Annotated in this window: 18 protein-coding genes; 11 read left to right on the top strand and 7 right to left on the bottom strand. The window is 59.4% G+C overall.

Going from position 1 to position 25,788, the window contains the following annotated elements; genetic code table 11:
• Positions 1-9 precede the first annotated feature (9 nt).
• The 4 genes from H586_RS0107785 to H586_RS0107770 all read left to right on the top strand — a co-directional run bounded on the left by H586_RS0107785 (position 10) and on the right by H586_RS0107770 (position 3,491).
• Entirely contained in the window at positions 10-666 is a 657-nt protein-coding gene (locus H586_RS0107785; RefSeq protein WP_011366681.1) for a potassium channel family protein, read from the top strand.
• Between the two features lie 152 nt (positions 667-818).
• Entirely contained in the window at positions 819-2,450 is a 1,632-nt protein-coding gene (locus H586_RS0107780; RefSeq protein WP_027181764.1) for a glycosyltransferase family 9 protein, read from the top strand.
• 82 nt (positions 2,451-2,532) lie between these two features.
• Entirely contained in the window at positions 2,533-3,135 is a 603-nt protein-coding gene (locus H586_RS0107775) for a DUF8043 domain-containing protein (RefSeq protein ID WP_011366679.1), read from the top strand.
• 5 nt (positions 3,136-3,140) lie between these two features.
• On the top strand, positions 3,141-3,491 hold the full coding sequence (locus H586_RS0107770) for a hypothetical protein (RefSeq protein WP_011366678.1): 351 nt from the start codon (positions 3,141-3,143) through the stop codon (positions 3,489-3,491).
• A gap of 243 nt (positions 3,492-3,734) precedes the next feature.
• On the opposite strand, the gene H586_RS0107765 is transcribed toward H586_RS0107770, so the two are convergent.
• Together H586_RS0107765 and ftsY are read right to left on the bottom strand one after the other, a co-directional pair.
• Complete coding sequence (locus tag H586_RS0107765; protein ID WP_027181763.1) at positions 3,735-5,414, bottom strand: c-type cytochrome; 1,680 nt, start codon at positions 5,412-5,414, stop codon at positions 3,735-3,737.
• A gap of 419 nt (positions 5,415-5,833) precedes the next feature.
• Positions 5,834-7,354, bottom strand: coding sequence for a signal recognition particle-docking protein FtsY (gene ftsY, locus H586_RS0107760; protein ID WP_027181762.1), 1,521 nt, complete (start codon positions 7,352-7,354; stop codon positions 5,834-5,836).
• A 234-nt stretch (positions 7,355-7,588) separates the two neighbouring features.
• On the opposite strand from ftsY, the gene H586_RS0107755 reads away from it, so the two are divergent.
• Positions 7,589-9,880 (top strand): PAS domain-containing sensor histidine kinase, encoded by a 2,292-nt coding sequence (locus H586_RS0107755; RefSeq protein WP_034618815.1) that lies wholly within the window; start codon positions 7,589-7,591, stop codon positions 9,878-9,880.
• A 112-nt stretch (positions 9,881-9,992) separates the two neighbouring features.
• Here H586_RS0107755 and H586_RS0107750 read toward each other — a convergent pair whose 3' ends face one another.
• Both H586_RS0107750 and H586_RS0107745 read right to left on the bottom strand, forming a co-directional pair.
• Positions 9,993-11,642 carry an AMP-binding protein gene (locus tag H586_RS0107750; protein WP_011366674.1) on the bottom strand — a complete coding sequence of 550 codons (1,650 nt, stop codon included), beginning with the start codon at positions 11,640-11,642 and terminating at the stop codon, positions 9,993-9,995.
• Positions 11,643-11,660: 18 nt separating this feature from the next.
• Positions 11,661-12,230, bottom strand: a complete 570-nt coding sequence (locus tag H586_RS0107745; protein WP_011366673.1) for a helix-turn-helix domain-containing protein — start codon at positions 12,228-12,230, stop codon at positions 11,661-11,663.
• A gap of 220 nt (positions 12,231-12,450) precedes the next feature.
• On the opposite strand from H586_RS0107745, the gene hypF reads away from it, so the two are divergent.
• Positions 12,451-14,784: a carbamoyltransferase HypF gene (gene hypF / locus H586_RS0107740; protein ID WP_027181760.1), complete on the top strand. Its 2,334-nt coding sequence runs from the start codon at positions 12,451-12,453 to the stop codon at positions 14,782-14,784.
• A 43-nt stretch (positions 14,785-14,827) separates the two neighbouring features.
• On the opposite strand, the gene H586_RS0107735 is transcribed toward hypF, so the two are convergent.
• Positions 14,828-15,919: a putative NPN-dependent ornithine cyclodeaminase gene (locus H586_RS0107735; protein ID WP_027181759.1), complete on the bottom strand. Its 1,092-nt coding sequence runs from the start codon at positions 15,917-15,919 to the stop codon at positions 14,828-14,830.
• Between the two features lie 193 nt (positions 15,920-16,112).
• On the opposite strand from H586_RS0107735, the gene H586_RS20020 reads away from it, so the two are divergent.
• Positions 16,113-17,582 (top strand): AlbA family DNA-binding domain-containing protein, encoded by a 1,470-nt coding sequence (locus H586_RS20020; RefSeq protein ID WP_027181758.1) that lies wholly within the window; start codon positions 16,113-16,115, stop codon positions 17,580-17,582.
• Between the two features lie 108 nt (positions 17,583-17,690).
• Positions 17,691-17,873, top strand: coding sequence for a hypothetical protein (locus H586_RS0107725; protein ID WP_027181757.1), 183 nt, complete (start codon positions 17,691-17,693; stop codon positions 17,871-17,873).
• Between the two features lie 162 nt (positions 17,874-18,035).
• On the opposite strand, the gene xth is transcribed toward H586_RS0107725, so the two are convergent.
• A complete protein-coding gene (gene xth, locus H586_RS0107715; RefSeq protein ID WP_027181755.1) occupies positions 18,036-18,803 on the bottom strand; it encodes an exodeoxyribonuclease III in 768 nt (255 codons plus the stop codon).
• A gap of 199 nt (positions 18,804-19,002) precedes the next feature.
• On the opposite strand from xth, the gene H586_RS0107710 reads away from it, so the two are divergent.
• Entirely contained in the window at positions 19,003-19,191 is a 189-nt protein-coding gene (locus tag H586_RS0107710; RefSeq protein ID WP_011366667.1) for a YgaP family membrane protein, read from the top strand.
• A gap of 23 nt (positions 19,192-19,214) precedes the next feature.
• Here H586_RS0107710 and H586_RS18620 read toward each other — a convergent pair whose 3' ends face one another.
• Positions 19,215-21,002 (bottom strand): putative bifunctional diguanylate cyclase/phosphodiesterase, encoded by a 1,788-nt coding sequence (locus H586_RS18620; protein ID WP_051363930.1) that lies wholly within the window; start codon positions 21,000-21,002, stop codon positions 19,215-19,217.
• 168 nt (positions 21,003-21,170) lie between these two features.
• Between H586_RS18620 and H586_RS18615 the strand changes: the two genes are divergently transcribed.
• Both H586_RS18615 and H586_RS0107695 read left to right on the top strand, forming a co-directional pair.
• Positions 21,171-22,394: an efflux RND transporter periplasmic adaptor subunit gene (locus H586_RS18615; protein WP_051363929.1), complete on the top strand. Its 1,224-nt coding sequence runs from the start codon at positions 21,171-21,173 to the stop codon at positions 22,392-22,394.
• Positions 22,381-25,680: an efflux RND transporter permease subunit gene (locus tag H586_RS0107695; protein ID WP_027181754.1), complete on the top strand. Its 3,300-nt coding sequence runs from the start codon at positions 22,381-22,383 to the stop codon at positions 25,678-25,680. The genes H586_RS18615 and H586_RS0107695 overlap by 14 nt, the downstream gene beginning before the upstream one ends.
• The last annotated feature ends 108 nt before the right edge of the window (positions 25,681-25,788 follow it).

Genomic DNA, 25,788 nt, shown 5'->3' with positions numbered 1-25,788 from the left:
CGTCACGGCATGCAGAAAAAACTTGAAGTGGGCATCATCGGCATGGGAAAATTCGGCCAGCCGCTGGCCCGCACCCTTCTGGACAACGGACACGGCGTGGTCGCCCTTGACCGTTCAGAAACACGCGTCCGCCAGCTGCAGGACGACCTGCCCCACATATACGCCGCCGATGCCACAGATATCGGCGTGCTGCAGCAGCTGCGCTTTCAGGACCTTGATGCCGTCATAGTCAGCGTGGGCGGTTCCATGGAAGCATCCATTCTGGTGACGCTGAACCTGCAGGAAGTAGGCGCCCGGCGCCTGTATGTGAAAGCGGTAAGCAACGAACACCGCAAGGTGCTCAACCGGCTTGGGGTGGACTATGTCATACAGCCCGAGCACGACGTGGCCACGCAGCTGGCCCACCGGCTGGCCAATCCGGGCATGCTGGACCTGCTACCCTTTGGCGGCGGGGTGCTGCTGCAGGAATTCACAGTGGACAGCTGGGCGGGAAAAACCCTGCTGGACCTCAAGCTGAGCAACGAATCCGGCGTGATGGTTGTGGCCATACGATACATCGGCGAACGGGAATACACCTTTGTGCCTTCCGCCGACCGTCCGCTTGTCAAAGGCGACATCATGGTGGTCATCGGCAAAGTGGACGACGTGGCGCGGCTGAAGCCCTGACGCCCTCATTCTTTCCGGCTGCCGGACGATACGACAGGCAGGTGCATGTGCGCCTGCCTTTTGTATTGCACCGCCGCACACGTAAACCGGCACGCGTTGGCACGAAAACCGCAGCACAGCCCGCAGCTTCGTTATCACGACAGGAAACCGACATGAACACGCTGATTATCAACCTGACCCGCTTCGGCGACCTGCTGCAGACCCAGCCCGTCATCTCCGGCCTCACAGCACGCGGGCACCGCGTCAGTCTGGTGTGTCTGGAAAATTTTGCTCCGGCCACGGCCATGCTGCGTCATGTGGAAGCGGTGTACCCGCTGCCCGGCGCGCGCCTGCTTTCGCTTATGGAATCAGGATGGCACGGCGGACTGAGCGAATTGTGGCAGTGGTCGCGCACCGTGCGCAGCAACGCCGCACCGCGGACAGTGCTCAATCTGACGGCATCGCTCAGTGTGCGGCTGCTTGCGCGGCATCTGACAGGTGCCGACGCGCAACTGCACGGCTTTGCGCTGGACAGTGAAGGTTTCGGGCACAACACCGACCCGTGGTCCACCTTTCTGCAGGCATCAACCCGCATGCGCGGCTGCAGTCCGTTCAATATCATCGACCTGTTCCGCATGTCCGCCGGTCTGGACGGCACGCAGTGCCCCTTTGAACTGAACAGCCCCGCGGACAGCGTGCGCGAAGCCATGAACAGCACGCTGCAGGCGCACACCGGCAACCTGCTGCGCAGCGGGGCCATGCGGCACCCTCCGCGCGGCTTTGTCGCCCTGCAGCCCGGCGCCAGCGAAGAACGCCGCCGCTGGCCGGTGGAGTATTTCGCCCGCACGGGTGACATGCTGTGGCAGTCTCACGGCCTGTGCCCCGTACTGCTGGGTTCCGGCGCCGAAGCGGAGCTGGGCCGCAGATACGCCGCAGCCGCCACTGCCCCGCACATCAACCTTATAGGTGCAACCGACCTGCCCTCACTGGGGGCCGCGCTGCTGGCAGCGCGGCTGCTCATCAGCAACGACACCGGCACAATGCATCTTGCGGCCGGGCTGGGGGTGCCCGTTCTGGCCATCTTTCTGGCCACAGCCCAACCGTGGGACACGGGCCCCTACAAAGAAGGTATGTGCAGTCTGGAACCGGACCTGCCCTGCCACCCCTGCCCTTTCAACAGCCGGTGCCCGCATGAACACATCTGCCGCAGGCACATACAGCCGGCCACAGTGCACGCCATGACGGCGCGCTGGCTTGATACAGGCGTCTGGTCCGCCCAGCCGGAGGAAAAAGATGCCCGTGTGTGGATTTCACGCCTGCGGTCCGACGGGTTTCTTGATCTGGAATCACTTTCCGGACACGAAAACACCGACCGGACGGTATGGGTGCGTCTGCAGCGCCATTTTTACAGTCAATTTCTTGACCGCGCACCGGCCGCCCGTTTCGGCACAGGCACCGTGCGCACCATCAACGAACCGGAACAATTGCTCAAACCGGAAAATGACACCCTGCAGGCCGCTCTGGATGAGCTGGCACAGGCCGACGCCCTGCTTCACCTGCTGCAGGAACAGGGCAACGCCCTGCGCCACCGCTCGGTGGAAATGCTGAAAAAACGTTTTCTGGCCACATGGCAGAAGCTTCAGGTGCTCTGGGATGCAAGCCCGCGGTTCAATGTTCTCGGCTTCTTATGGATGAGCGAAACGCAGGAGGCCGGAGCCTGTCTGGATACGGTGCTGGCACTGGCCGCCCGTTACCGGACCCTGATCACCACATGGCGCACGCATCTGCTCCGTGAAGGCATCTGACCGGCACGGATACTGCATAACGATAAACATCCCTGATAATCGTTTCCCATCAGCGAGTATTTTTTGAGGAGGGAGAAACCCCATGATCATCATCGACGGACAGGAAAGCAGCTTCAAGGTAAACAACTTTGCCAATCTGGAAGAGCTGCTGGTAAAGGTAATGGAGCAGGACTACCTTGAAAACAGGGTGGTTACCGATGTTCTGATCAACGACGAGTCGTTTTCGGAAATATACCCCCATCAGGCGGAAGACATCGAAACCCGCGAAATTGCCTCTGTGGAGATACGCAGCGTGCCCGTGGCCGAAATGGCCATGAGCATTTCGCGCGAACTGTACAAGGTCGTTCAGATTATGTCCGAAGGCAGCCGTAAGGTTGCTGAGCTGTTCCGCCAGGCAGACGACAGTGAAGCACTTGAAACCTATCAGGATCTTCTGGAAGTCATCCGTGATTTCCTTGGTATGATAGGTGTGCTGCGCAACGAATTTTCGCTGCAGGAACAAAAAGTCTTCAACGAAGCGGTGGAAGAAATTTCCTCCCTGCTGGGTGAAATGACCGAAGTAATGGAAAACGAAGACTGGATTCTGCTGGCAGACCTGCTTGAATACGAATTTCTGCCTGCCGTGGATAAATGGAAACAGGTTATCCATCTTATCCGGGAAGATATCAAAAGCGTAAAGGGGTAACAGCCATGACCGACAGCCTTGCCCTGTTAGATCAGGCCCTGACTCTGGGCGAAAGCGAACTGTCCGCGCTGGCGGACGGCGACGTGGATTCCGCCGATTCCTCCGCACAGCAGCGCAGCAGACTGATAGCTATGGCGTGGGAAAAACGCGGAAGCGTACAGGAAGACGAACTGCGCGAAAAACTGCTGCAGCTTCAGTCCCTGCAGGGCAGACTGACCAGTGAAGCACGCAGACTGCACCAGTCGCTGCGTGAAGAGCTGCAACGCAGCCGCAAGGAATCGGTCCGGCTTTCAGGGTACAAGCGGGCCGTGTCCGTCAGGCCGCTGCACAGTCATTACATAAGCAAGCACGGCTGATGCCTGCTGCTTTCTTCAAGCCGGCTTACGGCACCGCACACGCGGTGCCGTTTTTTTTTGCGTATCAGCTGCAGGCATCCCCCCCTCCGCCGGCAGACACCTGCGCGGTACCGCGACACCGCTGCCCGCACGGGACAGCCGCCTGCAGAATCACCGGCGCACGCTCCGCCCGGTCTGCGGCAACACACCGCAAAGCAAAAAAGCCCGCGGCACAACGGCACCGCGGGCAAATACAGCTGACAGCTAGCCGTCAGTCCGGCCCATATGATGCGCGTCGGTCTGCATCATTCTGGTGTGACACACGGCGCAGTTACCGCCCGCCCCCACGGGGCCGGGTGCGTTCTGGTACTGCATGGGGCCTATGTTGTCTCTGTCGCGTCCGTAAGCGTTGACAGCGGGGTATGACGCATGCGGACTGTTATGGCAGGCAATGCACATCACAGCGCCCATGGCGTCCGGCCTGTTTCTGTACAGCTCCGCACCGCCGGCAGTCCACACATTGAATGCATTGGCCTGCTCAGCCACGGGTCTGTTGCGGTAATCTTTATGGCAGGTGGCGCAGTCTGGTTCCTGCAGCCACGGCGTGCGGGCCGCCACATCGGCCGTACCGGCCACCATACGGGGACCGTAATGCTCCATCAGCCGCGCCGCACCGGCCTTGCCTGCTTCCTGCTCTTTTTTAAGCAGCGATATGGCGTGGTCTTCCATATAGCCGTGACATTTCACGCAGCCTATACCGGCTGTGGCGTGCACCCCACGCAGACAACGCGTGGGTCCCTGCGGATTGTTGGGATGGCAGTAGGCACAGGCTTCAGACCCGCGGCCCGTGAGATAATTGGCATGAAAACCATGTATGGCCGCAGGCAGATTGAGCAGTGCGGGGTCGCCTTTGGCATTAAGCACCGGGTCGGGATGGCAGCTCTGGCACAGCTGCGGTTTTCCCTTGTCCGCCAGCGCCGCCAGTTCACTGCCGCTCAGCCGGTCATGCGCCTTCAGCACATTGCGGCCGGTCTCCTGCGATATGCCCGCGATGCTTTCATGCTTCCACGGACCGCCGTGGCAGTTGCGGCAGCCCATTTCCGTGGAGGTGGGGGCCACGGTCTTTGTTTCCGCCAGCAGTCTGCCTGTGGCGGCGTCACGCGCCTGCACGGTGAACACCGGATACGGGTTGTAGCCGCCCTGCGCCGGATAGGGTTCCACAGGAATCAGTGCGGCCTCAAAACTTTTCAGGTCCGCATGCAGCTTCATGACTCCCTGCATGCCGTTGCCCGAAAGCCCCACGTTATCCGGCGGCCGCACCCCGAAAAGACTTTCGGCATACTGCCAGAAAGTCGACCTTTCCGCCGGTTTTTCAAATCCGGCCTCGACGGAGTAACTCAGAATCACGCCCTGCGTGACCACCGAAGGGCGTTCGCCGCGCCTGATGAGCTGCGCCCATATGTCATTGGCGGGCGGCAGCAGCACCCATTCGGAATAGCTGTCCGAAATGCAGTGCATGCCCAGATTGTTCCAGGCCAGCAGAACATATTCGTCCTTGTCCGGATTGAACGGGGGTATTTCCAGCGTCAGTTCCGCAGGCTTCACAGGAATGTTTTCCACCGCGCCGCCATGCAGTTCGTTGACAATATACGCCGCCACCAGCATGCGCTCTTCAACCGTACCGGAAAAAGGCGGCATGGCCGCGGATAACCGCCCGAAGCCTGAAATTTTGGCATCCATGCCGATAAGCGGATAATGCGCGGTGAGCGGCATGATATCATTTTCGCCGCCCACGGAATGGCACACGCCGCAATGCTGCCCGTACAGCGTCTTGCCGTCCGCCGCCAGCACCGGCGTTACGCACAGCACTGCCACCAGCAGCAGCGCCCGCACCGCCGCACGGCACAGACCTCCCCTGACGCAAAGCCCGTATCTGCTGTCCATACAACCTCCTTACTAATGTCATGCCCGGTTGAAACGGCGGCACCCGCCTGCGCGACTCCCACCGCTCCGCGCGTGTCCGTCGGCCGTATCCCATTGCCCGGCAGCATCCTGCACGCATCCGGCCGCAGAACAGCGACAGGCGCACGCAGGAACGCCACCGTTTCATTAATGCTCCGCCGCCGCCGGATGGATATTATTATCCACGGCAGACATCTGTTATCCGGTCATATGCGCTGGTCATATGCGCTGGTCATATGCGCCGACGGCATGCGTCGGACGCCGGCCCAAACAACAACAGGAGCCGGACGACATGAGCCGGACGCAAAAAAACGCCGGAGAAGCCAATACTTCTCCGGCGTACTGCGGAATATGCAAGAGGCGTCAGTTCTGCAAAGCAGAACACCTGTATCACGCCGCGATCAGTCTGATCCCAGCAGGGCCTGCGCAAAATCCCTGCCGTCAAAGGGGCGCAGGTCTTCCATTTTTTCGCCCAGCCCCACATAGGTAATGGGTATGCCGAACTGCATGGCCACGGCCACCACAATGCCGCCTTTGGCCGTGCCGTCCAGCTTGGTGAGGACAATTTCATCCAGCTTGCACGACTCGTCAAAAAGTCTTGTCTGCGAAAGAGCGTTCTGGCCTGTTGTGGCGTCAATGACCAGAATGGAACGGTGCGGTGCTCCGGGATGCTTTTTGCCCAGCACGCCCCGTATTTTCTGCAGCTCTTCCATCAGGTTCACCTTGGTATGAATGCGCCCCGCCGTATCGACAAAAAGGATGTCATATCCTTCCTTCACGGCTTTATCCATGGCTTCATAGGCCACGGCTGCGGGGTCCGCATTGGCACCCTTGGAGTGAAAGCCTGCCCCCACACGGTCGGCCCATACCTTAAGCTGTTCAATGGCCGCCGCACGGAACGTATCACCTGCGGCGATAAGCACTTTTTTACCCTGCAGACGCGCCCGATAGGCCAGCTTGGCTATGGTGGTGGTTTTTCCCACACCGTTCACGCCCACCATCAGCACCACTTCAGGCGGATTGATGGCGGCTATACGGCGCGGCGTCCTGAAAATATCTTCCAGCTCCTCGCGCATCAGTTCCTTGAACAGTGCAGGATCATCAGAACCTGAGGCGCGTACCCGTGCGCGCAGTCTGCCCACAAGCTCCATGGCCGGTTCGTACCCCACATCCGCCATGATAAGAATCTCTTCCAGTTCCTCCCAGAAGGCTTCATCTATCTGCTTATGTGCCGAAAGCAGACCGTCGATACGACGCGTTATCTGCTCTTTTGTTCTGGTAAGCCCCTCTGAAAGCTTCAGAAAAAGTCTGTTGCGCTCGTCTTCCTCGTCTTCCAGCTCCAGCGCCAGTGCAAGACGGTACTGCAGTTCCGAGCGGAAATCCTCCACCCGTTCGTATTCCATGTCATCAAGCCATTTGCGGAAATTACCCACAAAGGCCGATGCCTCATCCGCCGGAGCATCCAGAGCGCGGAAAAAGAACAGCAGGCGATCCCACAGCTCGTCACCGGCACGGTCTATGCCCTGCAGCACATGCCCCAGCCAGACGCTCAGCCGCGGTTCGGCCCCGCGCAGCGCCAGCGTAAGCTCCGTCTGCCAGACGGGGGCTGCATCAGCCGCCTGCTGCGCAGCCTGTGCAGCAGGCGGCGCAGCGGCGGCGGGCATATCCGCCGCATCTCCGGCTGCTGCGGCATGCGGCTGTTCCGCTACGCCGCCGCGTTGGGCCGCGGCCTGTATGTCTGCCTGCTCCGCCTCTGCAGAGGCAGTGTCATGCGGTGCGTCATCAGACAACGCATCACCGGACGATTCTTCCGGAGATACCTGCGTTTCCGGCTGCGCGGCGGCGTCGCGCTTTCCGGCTTTTTCAGGGGCAGGAGTCTCCGCCCCACCCCAGAACCGCTTCAGCTTGCTGAAAAAACCCATCTTCGCTCCTCAAAAAATTCAAACACCGTCACCGCACATCATTCAGTTACGGCCCGGTGCACAACTGCAACACTGACAATGACCCGAAACGCATTTCTTTGCCCATAACCAGAGGGGAGTCAAGCCGCACACGACGCATGATATGTGTAATAACGGCTTTCATCTTCCTTTTTGGCACCTGTTACGCTAAAAAAAGAATATGAAGACGCAGTCAACCTGTGGAGACCCGAACCGATGCCACCCAGAATAACACTTGCCCCGACCCCGAAGCAGTTCGTGGGACGCAGTATTTCCCGCGATCTGACCATCAGCCTGCTTGTCATGCTTATGGTCGTGGTGGGGGGCATGGCGTCCATACAGTACATCAGCCACTCGCGCACGTCGCTGGAAGAGCTGGACAACAAGGCCGATGAATATATCACGCGTCTGGCCGACATACTCTCGGTTCCCATATGGAATTTCGACACCCGTACCATCGAACAGATCGGCAGTGTGTTCACCCAGTACGATCTGGTCAACGAAGTGGTCATCAAAGACCCGGCGGGACACACGCTGTTTTCTGTCACCAAAGCCCCCGATCCCGACGCCACACTCATCCGCCAGCGTGATATTTTTTATGACGGTGAAATAATCGGCAACGTGCGGGTGGTGCTGACCCTGCGCGAATACAAAAGAAGCCTGCGCCGCATGCTTTCCCCCACGGCGCTGACCATCGGCGGGGTTGCGCTGGTCATTGTGCTGGCAACGGGTGTTCTGCTGCGTATTTATCTACGCCGCCCGCTTGATGTGCTCTTGTCCAGCATAGACAAAGTTTCAAAGGGTGATTTCCGCCACGACTTCAGCACCATACAGCAGGCCGAACTGGCAGCCATAGCCCGCAGCTTTGCCAGCATGAGCGCAAAGGTTGAAGCGCGCGAAAAAGCCCTGCAGCGCATGAACAGCCAGCTGCAGGAAGAAGTGGCCGAACGTGAGCGGGCAGAGCAGGCGCTGCGCAACAGCGAAGAACGGTATTCTCTGGCCGTCGGCGGCACCAACGACGGCATATGGGACTGGGATCTGATCTCGAATAAAGTGTATTTTTCACCCCGCTGGAAGGAAATCATCGGTTTTCAGGACCACGAAATACCCAACGAGATTCCCGAGTGGACCAGCCGCGTGCACCCTGATGATCTGGCCAAGATACTCAAGGCGCACGAAATGTATCTTTCACGCGAACTGCCCGCTTTTGAAGTGGAATACAGGCTGCGGCACAAAGACGGCAGCTACCGCTGGATTCTGGGACGCGGGCTGGCGCTGTGGAGCGACGCCGACCAGCCGTACCGCATGGCCGGTGCACATACCGACATCACCGACAGAAAAGAATCGGAACGCGAACTGCTGGCCACCAAAAACCGGCTGGACAACATTCTCAATTCCATGCCGTCGCTCATCGTGGGCGTCAGCGACAACGGCATCATTCTGCAATGGAACCGCACGGCGGAAGAGGAAACCTCCGTTTCCGCCCGCGATGCCATCGGCACGCCTTTTGAGAACACGCTGCCTGAATTCTCTTTTCTCATGGGCAAGGTGCTTCAGTCGCTCAATTCCGGCGAAACCATATCACTGGAACGCAAAGCCATCACCTACAGCGACCGTGTGCGCACGTTTGACATCATAATCTACCCCGTGACCGAACGCGGCGAACACAGCGCAGTCATACGCATTGACGATGTGACAGACCGCATCCGCATTGAAGAGATGATGGTACAGACAGAAAAAATGATGTCCGTGGGCGGACTGGCGGCGGGTATGGCGCACGAAATCAACAACCCGCTGGGGGGCATTCTGCAGGGGGCGCAAAATATCGTACGGCGCATCTCCACAGAGATAAAAGCGAACCATGCCGCTGCGGACGAAGTGGGCTGCGACCTGACGGCCATACGGGCCTATATGGAAAAACGCGGCATCACCCGGTTCCTTGACGGCATTCAGGAATCGGGCAACCGTGCGGCAAAAATAGTTTCCAACATGCTGGAGTTCAGCCGCCGCAGCGAGTCGCGCAGACAGCTGGCCGACATGCATGCCCTGATGGACAAAACAGTGGAACTGGCCGCCAACGACTATGATCTGAAAAAGAAATATGACTTCAGGCACATAGAACTTGTCCGCGATTATGCCCCCGACCTGCCCGGCATACACTGCACCCCGACGGAAATAGAGCAGGTGCTGCTGAACCTGCTGAAAAATTCGGCACAAGCCATGGCAGGCAGGCCCAAAGACAGCACCGAACCGCCGCGCATCACCCTGCGCACCCGCCTGCAACACGACAAGGTGTGCATTCAGGTGCTCGATAACGGTCCCGGTATGGACGAAGAAACCCGCAAGCGGGTTTTTGAACCCTTCTTCACCACCAAAAGTGTGGGAGAAGGCACCGGACTGGGGCTTTCGGTCTCGTACTTCATCATCACCACCAACCACGGCGGTTCCTTCACCGTGGATTCCGAACCGGGCAAAGGCGCCTGTTTCACCATTCTGCTGCCGCGCTGACGGCGTGCAGACAGCTTTCCGGCTCAGTGCACAAAAAACGCGCCCCGTCGCATGACGGGGCGCGTCGTTTTGTCATTGTCGGACCTGCTGCACCGGCTTACGCCGGTGAGGGTCAGCGCACGTCGGGAAACAGCTCCGCGCACATTTCGCGCAGCTTGAATTTCTGAATCTTGCCGCTGGCGGTCATGGGATATTCCTCCACAAAGGCGATATGACGCGGCACCTTGTACCACGCTATCTGCCCCCTGCAGTAATCGCGCACATCTTCCGGAGCCAGATCGGCACCTTCTTTCGCAATGATGAACGCCCCCACTTCTTCGCCGTACCGGCGGCTGGGCACTCCCACCACCTGCACGTCCTGCACGCCTTCCATCCCGTACAGAAACTCTTCTATTTCGCGCGGGTAGATATTTTCTCCGCCACGGATAATCATATCTTTGATGCGGCCGGTTATGGTCACGTATCCGTGTTCGTCCATAATGCCCAGATCACCGGAATGCAGCCAGCCGTCAGCGTCCACGGCTTTCTGCGTGGCCTCGGGCATATTGTAGTAGCCTTTCATCACGTTGTACCCGCGGCAGACAACCTCGCCCTGCGAGCCATGCGGCAGCTCTTCACCCGTGTCGGGGTCCACCACCTGCACTTCGATGCCGGGCATGGCCTTGCCCACGGTGCGGGTACGGCGCTCAAAGCTGTCTGTGGGCAGCGTCTGCGTCATCACCGGCGAACCTTCGGTCAGACCGTAGCAGATGGTGACTTCGGTCATGTTCATATTTTCGATGACACGGCGCATAAGCGGTTCCGGACATACCGACCCGGCCATGATGCCGGTGCGCAGCGAGCTGAAATCGAACTTTTCGAACAGCTTGTGCTCCAGCACGGCAAGAAACATGGTGGGTACACCGTACAGGGCGGTGCAGTTTTCCTGATCCACCGACGCCATCACATGCACGGGGTTGAAGTTTTCCAGAATAACCAGCGTGGCTCCGTGATTCACGGCAGCCAGAACACCCAGCACACAGCCGAAACAATGGAAAAGCGGCACGGGCAGGCACAACCTGTCCTTGTGTGTGAAGTTCTGGTTGCGGCCTATCCAGTACCCATTAAGCCCTATGCCCACATGCGTCAGCATAACCCCTTTGGGAAAGCCCGTGGTGCCGGATGTGTACTGCATGTTGACCACGTCTCCGGGGCTGAGCATGCGCTGGCGTTCGGCATACTCCTGATCGGAAACCATAACCCCGAGGCTGATGATTTCCGGCACGGAATACATGCCGCGGTGCTTTTCCACGCCCAGAAACATGACCCTTCTGAGATGAGGAAAGCCGTTCAGATTCAGGTTGCCGCGGGGCTGATTTTTCAGCTCCGGCATCAGGTCGTAAATGGTCTGCAGATAATCATGGTCGCGGTACCCGTCCATAATGAACAGGTTTTCGCATTCGGACTGGGTTAGCAGGTATTGTAGCTCGCTTTTACGGTAGTTGGTGTTGACCGTCAGCAGCACGGCGCCGATTTTTGCCGTGGCAAACTGCAGGGCCACCCAGTACGGCACGTTGGTGGACCATACGGCCACCTTTTCGCCATGTTTCACCCCGAGAGCCATCAGCCCTCTGGCAAGATCGTCAACCACCTTGCCGAACTCGCGGTAGGTCTGGCGGTAGTCGCGGTCTACGTATACCACGGCTTCATTGTCGGGCCAATTGGCCACGGCATGATCCAGAATCTGACCGAGAGTCCATTCGCGAAGCTCAAAATTTTCCATGCGTCAATAACCTGCTTTCTAGCGCGGGTAATAGATAACGGCGTATATTTCCGCCTTGTCGTCACCCGCCGCGCCCACATAGTGCGGCACGATAGAGTTGTAGTAAATGCTGTCGCCCTGTTCCAGAACATGCTCTTCATTGCCGTAGCGCACAAGAATGCTGCCCGAAACGACAACAATGAACTCCTCGCCCTGATGCGAAGAGAGCTGCCTGTCTTCGTTGGGTTCCGGAGCTATCTCAATGAAAAAAGGTTCCATGTTGCGGTCGCTTTTTCCCTTGCCCAGCGAATGAAACATGAACGCGGCGCGTTTGTTCCGTGCCTTCTGCATGGTCAGGTCGCTTTCACGCCCGCTTTTGCGCACCACAATGGGGTCGCGGGTCACTTCATCATCCATAAACGTGCCCAGACGCACGTTAAGCGCGCGGGCAATCTTCTGCAGCGGGCCGATGGAAGGATAAAGATCCTCTTCTTCCAGCGCCGTGATAAAGTCGGCTCCGAGGCCGGCGGCCTCTGCCAGTTCTTCACGCGTCATCCCCCGCTCCTCGCGGAACTTACAGATGCGCGCTCCCAGTTTTTTTGCGGCCATGTTTTTCTGCTCCTGTTTCAGACCATTTGCATCCCTGAAGGATTCACCGTTCAGAACTATACAAGAGTTGACGGTAATTCAAGGAAATGATGCCGTCCGGCCCTGCCGGAACCGGGCTGCACAGACTACATGCAGCACAAAAAGATAGCAATACTCCTATTTTGCCGCGCAGTATCACCAAAGGCTTTCCCACCGGCTGGGAATAGGCTATGAATTATACATGGCTGCAGCAACAATCCGCAGAAAATACGTCATCTCCGGACAGGTACAGGGTGTCGGCTTCCGGCCCTTTGTCTTCCGCATCGCCCGCGAACACGGCATCACGGGCACGGTGTCCAACACCTCGCAGGGAGTATTCATCGAAGCACAGGGCACGCCGCAGGCCGTTGCCGCATTCGGTACCGACCTGACGGACAAGCTGCCGCCGCTGGCGCGGGTTGTGTCGCGCACGGAAGAAGATATCCCCCCCCGTGAAGACGAGCAGCTGTTCACCATTGTGGCCAGCGAAGGGGGCAGCGGGCAGAATGTGCTCATCAGCGCGGACGTGGCCACCTGTCAGGACTGTCTGCGCGATATGTTCGACCCGTCGGACAGACGTTACCTGTATCCCTTTACCAACTGTACCAACTGCGGCCCGCGTTACACCATTACGCGGGCCATTCCGTATGACAGAGACAAAACGTCCATGGCGTGTTTTCCGCTGTGCCCTCAATGCCGCGAAGAATACGAAAACCCCATGGACAGAAGATTCCACGCCCAGCCCAACGCCTGTCCGAAATGCGGCCCGCATGTGTGGCTTGCCTCGGCGGACGGCACGCAACTGGCCCGCGACACGGAAGCTGTTGTCCAGACGGCAAAGGCACTGGCCAAAGGCCATATTGCCGCCATCAAAGGGCTGGGGGGCTTTCATCTGGCATGCGACGCCACCGCCACCGCAGCGGTGGACAGGTTGCGCGCACGCAAAAAAAGACCCGGCAAACCGCTGGCCGTCATGGTGCCCGACATGGCAGCAGCTCAGGCTCTGGCCCACATCGGCAGCGGCGAAGCGGCCCTGCTGCAGTCAGTGGAACGCCCCATTGTGCTGTGCCGGCTAAAACAGGGCACCCCGCTGGCTCCGCAGGCCAGCCCCCATACGGACCATGTGGGGCTTATGCTGCCTTATACGCCGCTGCACCATGTACTTTTTCATCTGTACCGCGAAATTCTGCCGCATGAAGCCTGCGCCGCGCTGGTCATGACTTCCGGCAACATGAGCAGCGAACCCATCAGTCTGGGAAACAGGGAAGCGCTGCTGCGCCTGCACGACATTGCCGATATTTTTCTGCTGCACAACCGCGACATTCTCATCCGCACCGACGACTCCGTGGTGCGCGTCAACCCCGACACGCACGAACCGCAGTTTCTGCGCAGAGCCCGCGGCTACACCCCCCGCCCTGTCTTTCTGGACGGTGAAGGGCCGTGCGTCATGGCCACCGGTCCCGAGCTGAAAAGCACCCTTTGCTACACGCGGGGTGATCAGGCTTTTGTCAGCCAGCACATAGGCGATCTGCAGAATCTTGAATCGTTCGGATTTTACCGTGAAATCGCACGGCACCTGCAGTCCGTGCTGGAAGTGACTCCGCAGGCGGTGGTGCACGATCTGCATCCCGACTACCTGACCACCAGCTATGCCGAAGGCCGCGCGCAGCGCGACGGCATTCCCGCGCTGAGTCTGCAGCACCATTATGCGCACATATACAGCGTACTGGCAGAAAACAGATTTTCCGGGCCGGTGCTGGGCATTGCGCTGGACGGCACAGGATACGGCGAAGACGGTACCATATGGGGCGGAGAACTGCTGTATGTAGACAACAGCCGGCTGGACCATGAACGGCTGGGACATCTTGCCCCCATGCTGCTGCCCGGCGGCGAGGCCGCCATACGGGAGCCCTGGCGCATCGCACAGGGAATACTGTGGCAGAACGGCACAACCTGCCCCGGAGACATACCCTGGCCGTGGCAGGAGCAGTTCAGAGATGCGGCGCGCGTTCTGCCGCAGGTCATGGAGCGCAGACTGAACACTCCGCTGACAAGCAGTTGCGGGCGTCTGTTCGACGCGGTATCCGCCATGCTGGGCATATGTATTTCAGTCACATACGAAGGACAGGCGGCCATAATGCTGGAGCGCATACAGGACATGGGCGTGACAGCCCCCTACCCATGCCCCATGCGTACCGATGTGCAGCCGCTGATGCTCGACACACACGCCCTGTTCATGGCCGCATATGCCGACTGGCTGCAAAATGTTCCCGCAGGTGTCATCAGCCGCCGCTTCCATCTGGGTCTCATGCATGGTCTGGCAGAAGCCGCCGGCAGTCTGGCGGAAGTCATGGACATTGCCACGGTGGGGCTTTCCGGCGGCGTGATGCAGAACAGAACCATAAGCGCCGAACTGCCGCCGCTGCTGCGCCGTCGCGGGCTCTCTGTACTGGTGCACCGTGAACTGCCGCCCGGCGACGGCTGCATTTCGCTGGGACAGGCAGACTGGGGCCGCCGCATGCTGATGCAGCAGTAACAAATACCCTCGTTTCTCTGCGCGGCTGCCGCGCCGCCCGTCTTTACAGGGCCCTGTCCAGATTCACCATGAAATCCTGCACGTTGGTCAGTATGGCGTGTGCGGTCAGCGACCCTCTGTCTGCCAGCTTGCCCGCCGCAAACTCCGACATGTCCACGATAAAAAAATATACCGGCCGCACGCCGCCGTCCTGCGTCACCTGATAGGACGGCGTCATGTTTCCCGTTGCTATCGTATGCAGCTGGGTGGCCAGCGCCACCACCGTTGTGGCCTCTCCCGCCAGATTCCGCATGGCATCCTGCGCACTGTACACGTCCGGCTCCACTTCCGGCAGCGGGCCGTCGTCGCGTATGGAACCGGCAAGCACGTAAGGAATGCCCTGACGGGTTAGAGCGTGCATCACACCGCCCCGTATCTGCCCCTGCTGCACGGCGCGTTCTATGCCGCCGGCTTCCCGCAGCGTATTCAGCGTGTCCAGATGGTGATAGTGCCCCAGCGGCATCTGGCGCTTATCATATATCCCCTGCCCCAGCGCCGTATTGTACAGCGCTCCTTCCAGGTCGTGGGTGGCTAAGGCGTTACCCGCCAGCAGGCCGTGCACATAACCTTTGTCTATCAGACGGCAGAATGCCGCCCGCGCGTCCGAATCAAACACCACCGCAGGCCCCGCAACCCAGATAATGCGTCCGTGGCTGCGGTCGTGACGCATGATGTCGTACAGCGTATCGTATGCGATGGAAAACGAAGTCTCTCTGCTGGTGCCCGTTCTGAAAGCGAACGCTTCGCCGCCGCACTGACGGGCGGGCTCGAATCCGCCCGTATGCAGATAGATGCCCTGTTCACCGTTTTCACCGCGGCCCACGGCCACCATGTCGCCTTTGCGCAACCTGCGGAATTCCGTCACTTCGGGCCTGCCGTCAGTTCCCAGCCTGATGACACAGTCCATACGCGAACGGCGCAGCAGCTCCCAGTGCCCGTCCTGCATGCGCACATATTCAGGAAAAACAGACGTGGCATGAAATCCCGCGGGGGCCACCCCGTCTGCCGGGCAGGCACAGAATACGGCCGCCGGCGCACCGGCCAGCGGAGCGCCGTTAAAATCCGGATGCCGGTACTCAGGCAGTACAAATCCCATCAGAGCCTCCTGTATCCGCAGTACAAAGGCCGCCGTAAATGACGCAGACATGTATGCGCACCACTGCGCCGGAACGGCAACACACCTTATACCGGTATATCATTGCCGCCGCTCTGCCACAAGGCAGAAGCCGCTTTGCTCTGCTGCGGCCAAAACACTGGCAGCGCTCGTGTCTCTATAGTAGCATCCGGCCATGCGCATTCCCAAAACAGCTTATGCAGTCATCGCCGCCACTCTGTGCATCGTGCTGCTGTTCATTGTGTTCAACACCGCCATTGTCGCACGACTGGTAAGCGGCGTGGCAGTAGACTACTTTGTCGATGCCGCGCGGCAGTCGCTGCGCGACACACGCACCCAGATGACGGCCATGCTGTCCGACAGCACCCCGCTGGACGACAACGCCGAATCTGAAATCCTGCACGAAATGCTGCGGGTCAGCGGTGCCACCGGCATTGTGGTCTTCAACACTGACGGCAGCGGAGTGTATCTGGATACGCTCACCGGCAGAAAAGCCCGCGTACCCGCACCTCTGGCTCCGCAGTCCGGCACGGCGGAACAGACTGAAAACACCGCTCCCGCACAATCACGGCCCGGTGCCATAGCCGGCAACAGCACCGGACAACCGGCCGCGGAATCGCTCAGCCCGGCTCTTGCCCGATGGCTGCGTGCCGGTTTGGACACATCGCTGGAGGTTGCCCCCGGCCTGCCCCTGCTGGAAATATCGCCTGAAACGGACGGCGGGCGTCTGCTGTACATTCTGGCGCAGGCCGCCGGAAGGACAGCTTTTCTGCTGTACACGCCGGAAGCGCTCATCGGCAGTGTGGTGCAGCATTTTCCGCATGCCGAAGCCGTGGTATCTGTCAACGGAATCATTCTGGCAGCCAGCGGCGGTTTCAGTCAGGAACTGGAAAAAGCCCGGCAGGAAGAAAAGCAGCTCACGCTCAAGGCACTGACAGGACGACGCGAAGGCACCTACGGCATCACTTCCGAAACGCTTGTCTCCTCCAAAGCCACAGGCCTTGCCGTGACCATGCTGGCACGGGAGGTCAACCTGCTTTCCATGCTGCTGCGCGACACGCGGTTTCTGGTGGCCACAGCCGCCCTGCTGGCCGCGCTGGCGGCCATCATCATCGGCTACACGTTGTATGCGGGCAAAATGCGCAAGGCGTACAGGCCCAACAAACCGCTGTCATCCCAGCAGGTACGGCGCCTGCTGCGGCAGGGCGAAGGCGACCATGTGGAGTTCAAATCAACGCTGCGCTTTAACCTGAAAAGCGGTAAAAATGATAAAAGTATAGAGCTTGCCGTTCTGAAAGGCATCACCGCATTTCTGAACACGGCCGGAGGCACCCTGCTGGTAGGCGTGAGCGACGAAGGCGAGGTGCTGGGCATGGACCCGGACGGCTTCCGCAACGACGACCATGCCCTGCGGCATATCAGCAATCTGGTGGCGGAACATATCGGCATACGGCATATCAACGCCATAAGCCTGCATGCACTGACGCTGGACGGCAAAACCGTACTGGCTGCGGTGTGCCGTCAGGCCACCGAACCCGCCTTTCTGCGTCACAAAGACGACGAGATGTTTCTTGTACGGCAGGGACCGGGCAACAGACAGCTGAGTTTCAGCGAGTTCTGGCACATCAGCCGCAAGTTCCGCTGAAGCGGATACCGCCGGGGATGAACGGTGCGCACCATTTGCTTTTTTTCGCAGGCCGCATTATGGGGGAAAAAAGAGCTTGGGAAATTTTGCACAACAGAGGTTGGCCCCATGCAGGAACAAAGAGAAGAACTTATCAGACTGGCCAGAGAAAACGGGTTGCCTGTGCCGCCCGATGCCACAGTGACCGAAGTGGTGCGCCTGCTGAGCGCCGAGCCATATTTTGCGCCCGAACTCAGTGAAGCGCTGGACTGTATTCTGCACGCAGTGGCAAAGGCCGCAGAGAAGCGTTAGATAATAAAGGCAGGCACGGAAAAACCGGTGTCCGGTTTCCGTGCCTGCCTTTTTTTCATTACAGCCGGCTGTACGGCTGCGCCGTGCAGCGTGCTGCGGCCGCATACGGTATGCCCCGCGCCTGCGGCCTGTCTGCCGCGCGGTGCTGTATGCATGGCCGCGTTACAGTGCCAGTTCAAGCCCCACGGGGCAATGGTCCGAACCGAAAACCTCCATTTCGATGGTGGCATCCTTTACGGCATGGCGTAATTCATCGGAAACAAAAAAATAGTCGATGCGCCAGCCCACATTTCTGTCGCGCGCTTTAAAACGGTATGACCACCATGAATACATGGCTTGCGCGTCGGGATGCACCAGTCTGAAGGTATCCACGTAGCCGTGGTCTATAAACTTGTCCATCCATGCCCGTTCCACGGGCAGAAACCCTGACGTGCCCTCGTTTTCTCTGGGACGGGCAAGGTCGACAGGGCGATGCGCCGTATTAAAGTCGCCGCATACCACGATGGGCTTTTTCCGGCGCAGGGTCTGCGCGTGCTCAAGAAAAGCGTCATAAAAGCCCAGTTTGTACTGCAGCCGCTCGTCGCCGCTCTGTCCGTTGGGAAAATAGATGTTAAAGTAGTAAAAGGCATCGTATTCCAGCATGATGACGCGCCCCTCGCCCTGATACTGCTCCACGGGCAGATCATACGCCACCGAAAGCGGTTCCCTGCGCGAAAAAGCAGCCACACCGGAATAGCCTTTTTTTACCGTCGCTCCCAGCCAGTAGCTGTGATACCCAGCAGGATTGCGGTCCGCAGGGTCTATCTGCTCCGGCATGGCTTTGGTTTCCTGCAGGCCGATGACATCAGCATCGCAGCTGGAAAACCAGTCCCATTCGGGTTTTTGCCGGATGGCTCTGAATCCGTTCACGTTCCATGAGTAAAGCTTCACTATCTCAAATCCGCCTTTGCCCTGAAAGGGCGGTGTGAATATCCGCAGGAGGTACGCCCGCCGCAATGGCGCTGCAGAGCGCACGTATACGGTATGTAACACAGAACGCGGCAGGATAAAACCGTACCGCCGGTGTCTGCAGCATACCGGCTGCAATAGCGCCGCGACTGTGCTATGCTGGCGCAAAAAGGAGCTGCCCATGACCGTCAACAGAACTGTACGGGCCGCCGCCGGACTGTTCATTCTGCTCAGTCTGCTGCTGGCATGGCTGCACTCGCCCTACTGGCTCGGTTTCACTGCTTTTGTGGGTATAAATCTGCTGCAGTCGGCATTTACCGACTGGTGCCCGCTGATGACCATCCTGCGCAAAGCGGGTATGAAGGAATAGCGGAAAAACGCGGAAAAGAAGGCTCAGGCAGGATCGCAGGAACTGCGCAGCAGGCTGCCGAGCTGCGCGGCAAGGTCTTTTTCCGGCACAGGACGGGCAAACAGAAACCCTTGCGCGTACTCGCAGCCCACGGCATGCAGCATGATGCGCTGTTCCTGTTCCTCCACTCCTTCGGCCACCACATCCAGCCCCAGACTATGAGCCAGCGCGGTAACCGCTTTCACAATGTTGAATTTGCCGGGGTCGCTGGTCATGCCCATGACGAAAGACTTGTCGATCTTCAGCGTATCAATGGGAAAACTCTGCAGATAGGCCAGTGAAGAATACCCTGTGCCGAAATCGTCGATGGCCAGAAAAACGCCCAGATCCTTCAGCCTGCGAAGCACCAGATTGGACAGTTCCGGATTGTCCATGAGCATGGTTTCCGTCACCTCCAGCTTCAGGCTGGCCGGTTCCAGTCCGGAGCGGGAAAGCACCGCCGCCACCTGATCAACCAGCGCAGGCTGTGCAAGCTGCCGGGCCGAAAGATTCACACTGACGCCGACGGACCGCAGCTCAGGATGCCTGCGCTGCCAGCGTGCGGCAGCCATGCAGGCATTTTCCAGCACCCAGCTGCCCAGACGCAGAATCTGACCGGTTTCTTCCAGAACGGGAATGAAATCAGCGGGCGAAACGGCCCCACGCTGAGGATGATCCCAGCGGGCCAGAGCCTCCACCCGTACGGGACGCCCAGAATGCAGATCGACAAGAGGCTGGAACTCAAGATGAAAGGCGTTGTCTTTCAGCGCATGGTGCAGTTCCATTTCCAGATGGGCATGGTTGAGCGCACTTTCCAGCATCCAGTCGCTGAACACCTCCAGTCCGCCGCCGCCCGCACGTTTGGCATGCTGCAGGGCAATGCCGCCGTTGCGCATCATGTCTTCCGGCGCGTTCTGCCCCGGCCGGTGGGTGGCCACGCCCACACTTACCGTCAGATGCAGCCGCCTGCCCCCCGTGTCAACAGAGTCCATGAGCCGCTGCTGTATCTGCTGTACCCGTGCCAGCACTTCTTCGGCACGGCCGCCGCCGGCCAGCAGCAGGCAGAATTCATCACCGCCCAGACGGCACAGAGCGTCATTGCCGCCCAGAATACCCCGCAGCCTGTCGGCCACCACGCGCAGCACGCCGTCTCCCGCCTCGTGACCCAGCACATCGTTTATCTGCTTGAAGCGGTCCACATCTATCATCACAACAGATGCGCCGCCGTCACGCGCTGCGCGGCCGCCATTCACACGCGCATCAAGTTTTTCAAGAAAAAGAGACCGGTTGGGCAGTCCTGTCAGCGGATCGTGACCGGCCTGATGCTGCAGCTGCATGGCAAGCAGGCGGCGGCGCGTCACATCACGGCAGGTAAGTCTCCGGCCCTGCGGCCGTCCCTCATCATCGGTGATGCTCCGGCATATGCACAGCACCCAGCGTTCCCTGCCGGAAGCCGTGCGTATGCGCACCTCCACGTCAAAAGAGCCACCGCGTTCCGCCAGAATCCGCTCCTGCGCGCGGAATGCGGGCAGATCGCTCTGCACCATTATGGCTGCAAGGTAGTCCGGATTTCTGTACAGGCATTCAGGGGTATATCCGGTGATGCTTGCAAATGACGGCGAGACAAAACGCACCACGCCGCAGGCATCAATCCAGATTTCACAGTCGGCACTGTATTCCAGAAGCACTCTGAAAAGCTGTTCTTTTTCCCACAGGGCAGCGGCAACGGCACAGCCCTGCGCAGCACCGGACCTGCCGATTTTCTGTGAGTGCTCATCTGCGGTGCGGCCCATGGACATCCCCCGGAACAAAACCGGTTTATTATTACAACACACCGGCACGGCTGACAGTCTGTACACAAAACACTATATCAGGTACTGTTCTGCAAAGCCGGCATCGAAAAACAAGCCGTATGCTTAATACAATCCACGCCGGACGACAACAGCTCCGCGGAGACACCCATGCGCACCAGAACGCTTCTGACAGCCGCTGCAGGCATCGCAGTACTGGCGGTTATCTTCATGTGGTCTGCCAATATGCTGAATACACAACGCATCAGCCCGGAAGACACATTTTCATCCCCCCGTCTGCCTGCGGGCAACAGTACAGTAAACACGATTACGGCTGCTGCCGTGCCCGTGACAGATACGGCGGAAGCCACCGGCACAGTGCGTCCGCGCACCGAGACCCGCGTGGAAGCGCAGGTCACCGCAAAAATTCTGCGTATGGCCGTTACCACCGGCGATGTGGTAAAAAAAGGAGACGTACTGGTAGAGCTGGATGCCCGAGAACTTGTATCGCGGCGGGATCAGGCGGGGCAGGCGCTGATAAGCAGCAGGGCAGCACTGGGGCAGGCGCGTCAGTCCGTGGCCGAAGCCAGAGCCGCCTTTGATAAAGCCCGCAACCAGTACAGACGCATCAAGGCGCTGTTTTCCGAAAGAGCTGTTGCCCAGCGCGAACTTGATCAGGCGGAAGCGGATTATCTGCAGGCGGAAGCTGCTCTGGGCAGTGCGCGCGGAGGTCTGAGCGGGGCGGAATCTGCCGTGCAGCAGGCGCAGAAAAGACTGGAAGAAGCTGAAATAGCTCTTGGTTATGCCACCATCACCGCGCTGGAGGACGGCGAGATAGTCCGGCGTGAGGCCGAAGCCGGCGATCTGGCTTTTCCCGGCAAACCTCTGCTGGTGGTACAGGCAGGCGGAGCACTGCGGCTGGAAGCACAGGTCCGTGAAGGACTTATAGGACGCGTGCGCCCCGGAGTGCGTCTGCAGGTGAACATTTCTGCGCTGGGCACAGACACGCTGGACGGCGTGGTGGAGGAGGTGGTGCCCTCGGCAGACCCGCGCACACGAACCTTTCTGGTCAAGGTGGGGTTGCCGCCCGCCCCCGGACTGTACCCCGGCATGTACGGCACGCTGCTCATTCCCCTTGATGCGCAGCCTGCCGTTCTTGTGCCTGCTGCGGCGGTGCACCGTGTGGGGCAGCTCGAAACAGTGAGCATCCTGTCAGATGAAGGCATCCCGTACACCGTGCATGTGAAAACGGGCAGACATTTCGGCCAGCAGGTGGAAATACTCTCGGGTCTTTCAGGCGGCGAGACTCTTGTGCTGCCCGCAGGCGGGGCACGGACCCCGCCGGAACGCACACCGCAGGAAGCAGCCGCAGGAGACAGCCATGCCGCAGCATGACGCCGCACCGGCAGGAATAATCCCCGCCATTGTCCGCACATTTGTCACCGGCAAAAACGCTCTGCTGCTGCTCATTTTCGGTCTCGGGCTGGGCATGGCCGCGCTGCTGCTCACGCCCAGAGAAGAAGAGCCGCAAATCATCGTGCCCATGGCGGACATACTGGTGCAGGTGCCCGGCGCATCTGCGGCAGAAGTGGAAAAACTGGTGGCCACCCCGCTGGAACGGCTGCTCTGGCAGATAGACGGAGTCGAGCATGTCTATTCCATATCGCGCCGTGACAGCGCCATGGCCACGGTACGCTTCTATGTGGGTGAAAACCGCGAAGACTCACTCATCAAACTGCACAACACCATTACCAAAAACAAAGACATGGCACCGGGCATCGTCACCGGCTGGGCCGTACGCCCTGTGGAAATCGACGATGTGCCCATCGTCAGCCTGACATTGTATCCGGAACAGGCCGGTGCTGCCGACAGCCATACGCTGCGGCGCATGGCCGAAGAAATGCTGAACAGAATTGCGGCCGTTGAAGATGTTTCATCAGTCACCATCACCGGTGGCGAACCCCGCCGCGTGCATGTGTATCCCGACCCCGAACGGCTCACGGGGTTTTCTGTTTCCGCGCAGGATGTTGTCACGGCACTTTCCGGTGCTGACTCTTCTGTCACCGCGGGGACGCTGGACAAAAACAACCGCACCCTCACCATCACCGCCGACTCGTTTCTGCGCAGCGCGCGGGAAGTACGCGGGCTGGTGGTGGGCACAGACGCGGACAGACCTGTATATCTGCGCGATGTGGCCACCGTGCACGACGGCCCGGCAGAACCTGTGAGCTACACGCGCATAGGCTTTTCCGACCGTACCGCACAGGAAGAAGGCATGCCGCACGGCTCATTGCCTGCAGTTACACTGGCCGTTGCCAAAAAAAAGGGTACCAATGCCGTCTCAGTGGCGGAAAACGTCATCCGCGAAGCTAGCAGTCTGCAGCATGACATTCTGCCCGACGGCATAGGGCTGCGCGTCACCCGCAACTACGGCGAAACAGCCAGTCAGAAAGTGAATGACCTGCTTGCCTCGCTGGGGTTTGCCATACTGACGGTCGTGGGGCTGCTCATGCTGACACTGGGCCGCCGCGAAGCCCTTGTGGTGGCTGTGTCCGTACCGCTCAGCTTTGCGCTGGCTCTCTTTGTCAACTACATGCTGGGCTACACCATCAACAGGGTCACGCTGTTCGCCCTTATTCTTTCGCTGGGCCTTGTGGTGGACGACCCCATAACCAATGTGGACAACATACAGCGCCACATACTGGCACGCAAAAAAGGCCCGCTGGCCGCCACGCTGGCAGGCGTGCAGGAAGTGCTGCCGCCTGTGCTCATGTCAACGCTGGCCATCATAGTCAGCTTTACACCCATGTTTTTCATTACCGGCATGATGGGCCCGTACATGGCACCCATGGCAGCCAACGTGCCCCTTACCGTCACGTTTTCCACTCTGGCGGCACTGACAGTGGTGCCCTGGCTCAGCTATCTGCTGCTGCGCCACAAAGCAGTACCGGCAGGACAGCAGACGCCCCCCGCAACCGTCCGGCAGAAAAATTCCGCCCCCTCCCGTCAATCAGGCAGGGCAGACCGCGCCTCGCAACTGTACAGAACTATCGTTTCGCCCTTTCTCGACTCAAAGTTCATGCGCAAATCAATGCTGGCGGCCATCGTCATACTGCTGGCGGGCAGCTGCTCACTGGCGCTGATGCGGCTTGTCCCGCTGAAGATGCTGCCCTTTGACAACAAAAATGAATTCCAGATTGTCATCGATATGCCCGAAGGAACCAGTCTGGAAGAAACCGACCGGGTGGTACGCCGTTATGAAACGTATCTGCGCACCGTGCCGGAAGTCAGTGACGTCACCACATTTACCGGCACATCATCACCCATGGATTTCAACGGTATGGTGCGGCACTACTACATGCGCGCAGAGCCGCATCAGGCCGATATCCGTGTGAATCTGGCTGCAAAATCACGCCGTGAACAGCAAAGTCACACCATTGTGCTGCGTCTGCGCGACGATCTGCAGCGCATTGCAGACGCATCCGGCGCTGACATAAAGTTGGTGGAAGTGCCCCCGGGACCTCCTGTTTTTTCAACCATCACCGGCGAAGTGTACGGGTCTGCCGAAAAAACACCGGAGCAGCTGCATCAGGCAGCCCGGCACGTTATGGAAATCATGCGGCGCGAACCCGGCGTCACAGACATAGACTCCACCATGGAAGCCGCCGCAACGCGCATCAATTTTGTCACCGACAGGGTCAAAGCCGCGCTGCACGGTGTGGAAACCGAAGACATTGCCCGCACACTGCGCATCGCCGCGGGGGGCGTTATCCCCGCCAACGTGCACGAACCCCGCGAACGCCAGCCCCTGCCGGTCGTCGTGCAGCTGCCGCGCGAAAGCCGCTCCTCCGTCGCGGCGCTGGAAGCCATGCCTGTTCCCACCGCTGCCGCGCCGGACATGCCGCAGGGCGGCATAGTGCCGCTGGGTGAACTGGGCCGTTTTGTCCAGCTGCCCGAAGACCAGCCCATTTATCATAAAAACCTGCACCGGGTGGTCTATGTTTACGGCGAGATGGCGGGCAGAGCCCCCGGTGAAGCGATTCTGGACATGAACACGGCGCTGAAAAAAGACCCCATGCCGCCGGGCACACGGGTAGACTGGGCGGGAGAAGGTGAATGGGAAATAACCCTGAGCGTGTTCCGCGATCTGGGACTGGCGTTCGGCGCGGCACTGGGCGGCATCTACATTCTGCTGGTCATCCAGACAGGGGTGTTCACGCTGCCGCTGCTCATCATGTCGGCCATTCCGCTGACACTGCTGGGCATCATGCCCGGATTCTGGCTGCTTAATCTGCTGTTCACCGGACATGCCGGCGGCTATGCCGATCCGGTATTCTTCACCGCCACATCCATGATCGGCATGATAGCACTGGGAGGCATAGTCATACGCAACTCTCTGGTGCTCATCGAGTTCATTCAGGAGGCCATCCGGCAGGGCATGCCGCTGCGCGAAGCCGTACTGGAAAGCGGCACCACACGGCTGCGGCCCATTCTGCTCACAGCGGCCACAACGCTGCTGGGCGCATGGCCCATCACGCTCGATCCCATTTTCTCCGGTCTGGCATGGGCGCTTATCTTCGGGCTGCTGGCTTCCACTGTGTTCAGCCTTGTGGTGGTGCCCGTAGCGTTTTACGCTCTGGAATCACGCAGAATGCAGACCGCGGAAACGCAGACCGACTGACCGCGGTGCACCGGCCGTTGCCCAGCGCAACAGACAAAAAAAGCAAGCATGACGGGCGGAGCAGTTACCTGTTCCGGCCGTCATGCTGTTCAGGCCACCGTAAGCGCA

The organism is Oleidesulfovibrio alaskensis DSM 16109 (assembly GCF_000482745.1).
Taxonomy (GTDB): Bacteria; Desulfobacterota; Desulfovibrionia; order Desulfovibrionales; family Desulfovibrionaceae; genus Oleidesulfovibrio; species Oleidesulfovibrio alaskensis.
This window is presented reverse-complemented; position numbering and strand designations above follow the sequence as displayed.

Coding starts and splice junctions, on each gene's coding strand:
- H586_RS0107785 (WP_011366681.1), top strand. CDS start 10: ATGCAGAAAAAACTTGAAGTGGGCATCATCGGCATGGGAAAATTCGGC.
- H586_RS0107780 (WP_027181764.1), top strand. CDS start 819: ATGAACACGCTGATTATCAACCTGACCCGCTTCGGCGACCTGCTGCAG.
- H586_RS0107775 (WP_011366679.1), top strand. CDS start 2,533: ATGATCATCATCGACGGACAGGAAAGCAGCTTCAAGGTAAACAACTTT.
- H586_RS0107770 (WP_011366678.1), top strand. CDS start 3,141: ATGACCGACAGCCTTGCCCTGTTAGATCAGGCCCTGACTCTGGGCGAA.
- H586_RS0107765 (WP_027181763.1), bottom strand. CDS start 5,414: ATGGACAGCAGATACGGGCTTTGCGTCAGGGGAGGTCTGTGCCGTGCG.
- ftsY (WP_027181762.1), bottom strand. CDS start 7,354: ATGGGTTTTTTCAGCAAGCTGAAGCGGTTCTGGGGTGGGGCGGAGACT.
- H586_RS0107755 (WP_034618815.1), top strand. CDS start 7,589: ATGCCACCCAGAATAACACTTGCCCCGACCCCGAAGCAGTTCGTGGGA.
- H586_RS0107750 (WP_011366674.1), bottom strand. CDS start 11,642: ATGGAAAATTTTGAGCTTCGCGAATGGACTCTCGGTCAGATTCTGGAT.
- H586_RS0107745 (WP_011366673.1), bottom strand. CDS start 12,230: ATGGCCGCAAAAAAACTGGGAGCGCGCATCTGTAAGTTCCGCGAGGAG.
- hypF (WP_027181760.1), top strand. CDS start 12,451: ATGGCTGCAGCAACAATCCGCAGAAAATACGTCATCTCCGGACAGGTA.
- H586_RS0107735 (WP_027181759.1), bottom strand. CDS start 15,919: ATGGGATTTGTACTGCCTGAGTACCGGCATCCGGATTTTAACGGCGCT.
- H586_RS20020 (WP_027181758.1), top strand. CDS start 16,113: ATGCGCATTCCCAAAACAGCTTATGCAGTCATCGCCGCCACTCTGTGC.
- H586_RS0107725 (WP_027181757.1), top strand. CDS start 17,691: ATGCAGGAACAAAGAGAAGAACTTATCAGACTGGCCAGAGAAAACGGG.
- H586_RS0107710 (WP_011366667.1), top strand. CDS start 19,003: ATGACCGTCAACAGAACTGTACGGGCCGCCGCCGGACTGTTCATTCTG.
- H586_RS18620 (WP_051363930.1), bottom strand. CDS start 21,002: ATGGGCCGCACCGCAGATGAGCACTCACAGAAAATCGGCAGGTCCGGT.
- H586_RS18615 (WP_051363929.1), top strand. CDS start 21,171: ATGCGCACCAGAACGCTTCTGACAGCCGCTGCAGGCATCGCAGTACTG.
- H586_RS0107695 (WP_027181754.1), top strand. CDS start 22,381: ATGCCGCAGCATGACGCCGCACCGGCAGGAATAATCCCCGCCATTGTC.